Source organism: Clavibacter sp. MX14-G9D (assembly GCF_032917815.1).
In the GTDB taxonomy this organism is placed as follows: Bacteria; Actinomycetota; Actinomycetes; order Actinomycetales; family Microbacteriaceae; genus Clavibacter; species Clavibacter michiganensis_K.
On record NZ_JAVCVL010000197.1, the window covers coordinates 1 to 4,962 of the forward strand.

Below are 4,962 nucleotides of genomic sequence, written 5' to 3' on the forward strand. Positions count from 1 at the left end.
GGGGCGGGCGGCGTCGGGATGCGGGGCGTTCGTCATGGGGGCCTTCCGGGGCGGGGGCGGATCCGGGCGGATCCGGCGGCGGGGCAGGTCACGGCCAGGGTAGGGGTCGGTGCCGGGCGCGAGCTGTGCGGTGCAGGGCCCGCGGGGGGCCGGGGCGCGGCTGGAGTGCGGTGCCGGCTGGACAGGCGTCACTCCGCACCCCGTGCGTGTGCAACCATTTCCACACGAGGCGAATCCGGCCTCGACGATCTGGGGGGATCACATTGGGGGAGCACCACTCTGCCGTCCGTCGCGCCTGCGCCCGGCCGGCGCGCACGTCGTCCGCGCGCGCACGTCTCGTCGCCGCCGTCACGGGGCTCAGCCTCGGGGTGTCGCTGCTGGTCGCCGTCCAGCCGGCCGCCGAGGCGTCCGCGGCCGCGACCGGCCCGACGCGCGTCGTCGTGGCGCCCGACGAGGGCGCCGGCACGCCCAGCGCCGCGTCGATGATGCGGATCCTGCAGGCCACCGCCGCGCTCGCGCCGTTCACCGCGACGCCCGCTCCCGTCATCGCCGGCACGGCCGTCGTCGGGCAGCGCCTCACGGCGACCACCGCCCGCTGGACCCCCGCGGCGACCACGATCCGGTACGCCTGGCTCGTCGACGGCGTGCCGGTGACCGGCCAGACGAGCACGGCCTACACGGTCCGCGCGGCCGATGCGGGGGCGGTCGTCACGGTCGCCGTCACGGGCAGCCGGTCCGGCCACGAGCCCACCACGCAGACGAGCGCCCCCACCGCGGCCGTCCCCGTGCCCGTCGTCGCGGCCTTCACCGCCGCTCCGCGACCGACCGTCGCGGGCACCCCGCAGGTCGGCTTCACGCTGACCGCCCGCGCCGGCACGTGGACGCCCTGGCCGGCGTTCTCCTACTCCTGGACCCGGGACGGCATGCCCATCGGCGGGCAGACGGGCGTGACCTACCGGGTGACGGACGCCGACGCGGGGACGGCGATCGCCGTCACCGTGACCGGCACGAAGGCCGGGTACGCGACGCGCTCCCTCACCAGCACGGAGCTGCCGGTGCCCGCCGCGAGCACGCCGACCCCGGCGCCCACCGCGCCCGCGCCGGAGCCCACCCCGCCGCCCGCCGACGTGCCGTACCCCGTCGCGTCGACGCCCACCATCGCCGGGACCGCCCAGGTCGGCTTCACGCTGTCCGCCCGCGCCGGCGTCTGGACGCCGTGGCCGGCGTTCTCCTACCGGTGGACCCGCGACGGCGTCGCCATTCCCGACCAGACCGCCGTCACCTACCGCGTGCAGGAGGGCGACCAGGGAACGACGATCGCCGTGACCGTCACCGGGACGAAGGCCGGATACGTCACGCAGTCCCTCGACAGCGCGGGCCTCCTCGTGCCGCTGCCGGAGGTCGCGCCGCCGCCGCCCGCACCGGAGCCCGAGCCGGAGCCCGTCCCCGACGTGGCCTTCGAGGCCGCCCCGGACCCGTCGATGACGGGCATCGGCCTCGTCGACTACACGCTCACCGTCAAGGCCGGCACCTGGGCGCCGTGGCCGTCGTTCGCGTACCAGTGGCTCCGCGACGGCGTCCCCATCCCGGACCAGACCGGACCGGCGTACCGGGTCGTCGCGGGCGACGTCGGCACGAGCATCGCCGTCGCCGTGACGGGCACCAAGGCGGGCTACGTCACCGAGACGCGGACGAGCCCCGGGACCCCGGTGCTCGCGACGCCCGTCCCGCCGCCGCCGCCCGCGCCGGCGCTGCCGTTCGAGGCGACCCCCGCTCCGGAGATCCAGGGGACGGCCGTCGCCGGGGGAGCGCTCCGCGCGCAGACGCCCGCCTGGACGCCCGAGGCGACCGCGTACTCGTACAGCTGGGCCCGCGACGGCGTGGCCGTGCTCGGCGCGACCGACGCCGCCTACGCCGTGCGTCGGGCGGACGCGGGCACCCGGATCACCGTGACCGTCACCGGGACGCGCACGGGCTACCAGGGCGCGAGCCGCACGAGCGAGCCCACCGCGGTGGTCGTCGACGCGTTCGACGTGCCGCCCGCGCAGCCCGTTCCCGCGCCCGGCGACGAGCCGTTCGCCGCGGCGCCCGCTCCCGCGATCACGGGGACCGCGTCCGTCGGGTCCACGCTCACGGCCGAGACGGCCGCGTGGACGCCCGCCGCCACGACGCTGACCTACGTCTGGAAGCGCAACGGGGTCGTGGTGCCCGGCCGCACCGCGGCGACGTACGTGCCGGCGCCGCGCGACGCGGGGTCGCAGGTCACCGTCACCGTCACCGGAAGCGCCGCGGGCTCCGCGCCGACGTCGCGCACGTCGGCCGCCCGCACCGTGGAGTCCACCGGGGAGGGCTACGACGTCGTCGTGGTGCTCGGCCAGTCCAACGCGCAGGGCGTCGGCACCGGCTGGGACCCGGCCGTCGACGTGAGCGTGCCCGGGCTCGACCAGCTGGCCGGGAGCGGCACGCGGGCGGGCCAGATCGTGCCCGCCAAGGACTCGCTCAGCCACGTGACCACATGGACGACCACGGGCGGCGTGCAGTCCGTCGGACCCGGGATGCAGCTCGGCCGCCGGCTGCTCGCCGACGCGCGCCCGGGCCGGAAGGTGCTCATCGTGCCGGCCGCGATGGCGTCGACGAGCATGACGGGTGACGGCTCCTACGCCTGGAACCCCGCCGACACGAGGTCGCGCGTGAACCTCTTCACGCGCGCGCTCGGGCAGATCGACCAGGCCCTCGCGCAGGATCCCGACAACCGCCTCGTCGCGGTCGTCTGGGCGCAGGGCGAGTCCGACGCGACGCGCACGGACGCCGCCGGGTACCAGGGGATGCTGCTCGACCTCGTCGACCGGCTGGGTGCGCGCTACGGCGAGGTGCCGTTCCTCATCGGCGGCATGGTGCCCGAGTGGCTGAGCGCCTCGCCGCTGCGGCAGGCGATCGACACGGCGCAGCAGGGGATGCCGGCGCTGCGGTCGAACGTGTCGTACGTCCCCGGCGCGGCCGGCCACAGCAGGGTCGAGGACTCCATCCACTACACCGCGGCCGGGGCCAGGGCGATGGGCGACAAGTACTTCGCCGCCTACCAGCGGGCGACGGGAGCGGTGCAGATCTCGAGGTAGCGGCCGCGACGGCCGTGGTGCCGGGTGCGGCGGGTTCGCTGCCGCACCCGGCGCCGCATCAGGCCGCGGGGTGCAGGACGACCTTCGTGTACCCGTCGACCCGCTTGTCGAACCGGTCGAAGGCGTCGACCGCGTCGTCGAGCGGGAGCTCGTGCGAGACGATGCGGCCGGGCGTCGCGCGCCCCCGGATGATGAGGTCGCGGAGCTCCCGGTTGTACCTCTTCACCGGGCACTGACCGGTGCCGATGCTGATGCCCTTGGTGAACGCGGTGCCGAAGTCGAACGCGACCCGGCCCTGCTTCGCCTCCTCGGTGGCGCCCTCGGGGTCCGACGGGTTGTAGACGCCCACGACGCCGATCGCGCCGGTGGCCCGCACGACGGAGACCAGGGCGTCGAGCACCATCTCGGGGTGCTCCTCGCCGGTGTGGTCGTGCGCCTGGTAGCCGACGGCCTCGACCCCGCTGTCGACGCCGAAGCCGTCCGTCAGGTCGGTGATGGCCTCGGTCACGTCGACCTTCGAGAAGTCGATCGCGGTGGCGCCGAACTCCTCGGCCAGGGCCAGGCGGTCCTCCTGGTAGTCGACGACGAAGACCTGGGAGGCGCCCCGGATCATGGCGCTGTGCGCCGCCATGAGGCCCACGGGTCCGGCGCCGAAGATCGCGACGGTCTTGCCCGGCGTGACCTTCGCGAGCTCCGTGCCGTGGTATCCGGTGGGGAAGATGTCGGACAGCATCGTCAAGTCGAGCTCGTGCTCGGTGCCCTCGGGGAGCTCGAGCAGGTTGAAGTCGGCCCACGGGACGCGGAGCAGCTCGGCCTGGCCGCCCCAGTACGGACCCATCGCGGGGTAGCCGAAGCCGGCGCCGGGTTGACCGGACGGGTTGGCGCGCAGGCACGCGGAGGTGGAGCCCGTGGTGCAGTTGCGGCACGTGCCGCAGGCGAGGTTGAACGGGACGGAGACCCGGTCGCCGACCCTGATGCGGTCGACCCCGGCGCCGACGGCCTCGACGACGCCCATGTTCTCGTGGCCGAACACCATGCCGGACTCGAACTCGACCCGGCCCTCGTAGGGGTGCAGGTCGGAGCCGCAGATGTTGGCGCTCGTGATGCGGATGATCGCGTCGAGCGGGCCCTGGATCGTGGGATCCGGCACCTCCTCGACCGCGACGTCGAACGGTCCCTTGTAGACGACGGCCTTCATGGTGGTCCTCCTTCGTGGTGGGTGGACGTCCAGCCGACTCCGGTGCGGATGGGGACCCGGATCCGTGCAGGGGGCTGGACCCGGGTGCCGGGATGCGACTATGGGAGGCGTCCGGCGGACGCCGTCCGCGGTCCGCGGACGGACACGTCGCGTCCCGTCCCGTCGCGTCCCGCCCCGCTCAGTCCCGGAGGATCCATGCCGCACCCGCTCCCGCACGTCGTGTTCGTCTGCGCCCGCAACGGCGGCAAGTCGCAGCTCGCGGCGGCCCTCCTCCGGCACGCGGCGGGGGACGCCGTGCACGTGGCGTCGGCCGGGACCGATCCGGGCACCTCGCTGAACGCCCTCGCCGTGGAGTCGCTCGCGGAGCTCGGCATCGAGGTGGGCGACGAGCACCCGAAGCCGCTCACGGACGACATGGTGCGGGCCGCCGACCTGGTGGTCGTGCTCGGCGCGGAGGCGCACGTGGCCGGCGACCAGGGCGTCGCGGTCGAGACGTGGATCACGGACGAGCCGTCCGAGCGCGGCATCGAGGGCATGGAGCGCATGCGGCTCGTGCGCGACGACATCCGCGCCCGCGTCGAGGAGCTGCGCGCGCGGCTCGGCGGAGGGGCCGCCGCGGGCTAGGCCCCGACGCGCGCCGGCCGGCGC

3 protein-coding genes are annotated in these 4,962 nt (G+C 75.4%); 2 read left to right on the plus strand and 1 reads right to left on the minus strand.

What is annotated here, in order from left to right; all coding sequences use genetic code 11:
• Positions 1-368 precede the first annotated feature (368 nt).
• Complete coding sequence (locus tag Q6969_RS12900; protein WP_317230793.1) at positions 369-3,116, plus strand: sialate O-acetylesterase; 2,748 nt, start codon at positions 369-371, stop codon at positions 3,114-3,116.
• A 58-nt stretch (positions 3,117-3,174) separates the two neighbouring features.
• Here the strand turns inward: Q6969_RS12900 and Q6969_RS12905 are convergent, their stop codons facing one another.
• The gene (locus Q6969_RS12905) at positions 3,175-4,314 is read right to left on the minus strand and encodes a glutathione-independent formaldehyde dehydrogenase (protein WP_317230794.1); all 1,140 of its coding nucleotides are present in this window, start codon (positions 4,312-4,314) and stop codon (positions 3,175-3,177) included.
• Between the two features lie 195 nt (positions 4,315-4,509).
• Here Q6969_RS12905 and Q6969_RS12910 point away from each other — a divergent pair, with 195 nt between their 5' ends.
• Complete coding sequence (locus Q6969_RS12910; RefSeq protein WP_317230795.1) at positions 4,510-4,938, plus strand: low molecular weight phosphatase family protein; 429 nt, start codon at positions 4,510-4,512, stop codon at positions 4,936-4,938.
• Positions 4,939-4,962 lie beyond the last annotated feature (24 nt).